This window comes from Paenibacillus monticola (assembly GCF_009664975.1).
GTDB classification, from domain to species: Bacteria; Bacillota; Bacilli; order Paenibacillales; family Paenibacillaceae; genus Paenibacillus_AQ; species Paenibacillus_AQ monticola.
This window is the reverse complement of record NZ_WJXB01000028.1, coordinates 1-2174: the sequence shown is the minus strand read 5'-3', so window position 1 is coordinate 2174 and position 2174 is coordinate 1. Positions and strand designations below refer to the sequence as shown.

General features: G+C 52.3%; 1 rRNA gene. It reads left to right on the top strand.

Going from position 1 to position 2174, the window contains the following annotated elements:
* Positions 1–2174: ribosomal RNA gene (locus GJB61_RS30970) — 23S ribosomal RNA — on the top strand; the annotation flags it as partial.

Sequence of the window (2174 nt, the reverse complement as noted above, 5' to 3'; positions counted from 1 at the left end):
GGTTAAGCTAATAAGAGCACACGGAGGATGCCTAGGCGCCAGGAGCCGACGAAGGACGTGGCGAACAACGAAACTGCCTCGGGGAGCTGTAAGCAAGCTTTGATCCGGGGGTGTCCGAATGGGGAAACCCAGCTGTGGTAATGCGCAGTTACTCATTTCTGAATACATAGGAAATGTAGAGGCAGACCAGGGGAACTGAAACATCTAAGTACCCTGAGGAAGAGAAAACAATAGTGATTCCGTCAGTAGCGGCGAGCGAACGCGGAACAGCCTAAACCTAAGAGCTTGCTCTTAGGGGTTGTGGGACGTCTCACATGGAGTTACAAAGGAATATGGTAGGCGAAGAGGTCTGGAAAGGCCCGCGATAGAGGTAAAAGCCCTGTAGCCTAAACTGTATTCTCTCCGAGACGGATCCCGAGTAGTGCGGGGCACGTGAAACCCCGTATGAATCCAGCAGGACCATCTGCTAAGGCTAAATACTACCTGGCGACCGATAGTGAAACAGTACCGTGAGGGAAAGGTGAAAAGCACCCCGGAAGGGGAGTGAAATAGAACCTGAAACCGTGTGCTTACAAAAAGTCAGAGCCCAATCTATGGGTGATGGCGTGCCTTTTGTAGAATGAACCGGCGAGTTACGTTTACCATGCAAGGTTAAGGTGAGAAGCCGGAGCCGCAGCGAAAGCGAGTCTGAATAGGGCGACATAGTATGGGGGCGTAGACCCGAAACCGTGTGATCTACCCCTGTCCAGGGTGAAGGTGCGGTAACACGCACTGGAGGCCCGAACCCACGCATGTTGAAAAATGCGGGGATGAGGTGGGGGTAGCGGAGAAATTCCAATCGAACTCGGAGATAGCTGGTTCTCCCCGAAATAGCTTTAGGGCTAGCCTCGGTATGAGAGTAGTGGAGGTAGAGCACTGATTGGTTGCGGGGCCCGCAAGGGTTACCAAGATCAGTCAAACTCCGAATGCCATATACTTATTGCCGGGAGTCAGACAGTGAGTGCTAAGATCCATTGTCGAAAGGGAAACAGCCCAGACCATCAGCTAAGGTCCCCAAGTGTGTGTTAAGTGGGAAAGGATGTGGAGTTGCACAGACAACCAGGATGTTGGCTTAGAAGCAGCCACCATTGAAAGAGTGCGTAATAGCTCACTGGTCGAGTGACTCTGCGCCGAAAATGTAACGGGGCTAAACACACCACCGAAGCTATGGCTAGATACAATGTATCTGGGGTAGGGGAGCGTTGTATATACGTTGAAGGTATACCGTGAGGAGTGCTGGAGCGTATACAAGTGAGAATGCCGGTATGAGTAACGAAAAGATCAGTGAGAATCTGATCCGCCGAAAGCCCAAGGTTTCCTGAGGAAGGCTCGTCCGCTCAGGGTAAGTCGGGACCTAAGGCGAGGCCGAAAGGCGTAGTCGAAGGACAACAGTTTGAAATTACTGTACCACCGTAATCCGCTATGAGCGATGGGGTGACGCAGGAGGGTAGTGACGCGGACTGATGGAAGTGTCCGTCTAAGCAGTGAGGCTGATGTGTAGGCAAATCCGCACATCAATAAGGCTGGGCTGTGATGGGGAGCGAAAATTGTAGTAGCGAAGGTCATGATCTCACACTGCCAAGAAAAGCCTCTAGCCAGGAGAAGGTGCCCGTACCGCAAACCGACACAGGTAGGCGAGAAGAGAATTCTAAGGCGCGCGGAAGAACTCTCGTTAAGGAACTCGGCAAAATGACCTCGTAACTTCGGGAGAAGAGGTGCCTCGGTAGGGTGAATAGCCCGAGGGGGCCGCAGTGAAAAGGCCCAAGCGACTGTTTAGCAAAAACACAGGTCTGTGCGAAGCCGTAAGGCGAAGTATACGGGCTGACGCCTGCCCGGTGCTGGAAGGTTAAGGGGAGCGGTTAGGGGTTAAACCCGAAGCTGTGAACCGAAGCCCCAGTAAACGGCGGCCGTAACTATAACGGTCCTAAGGTAGCGAAATTCCTTGTCAGGTAAATTCTGACCCGCACGAATGGCGTAACGACTTGGGCGCTGTCTCAACGAGAGATCCGGTGAAATTTTAATACCTGTGAAGATGCAGGTTACCCGCGACAAGACGGAAAGACCCCATGGAGCTTTACTGCAGCTTGATATTGAATTTGGGTACGATCTGTACAGGATAGGTGGGAGCCAGAGAA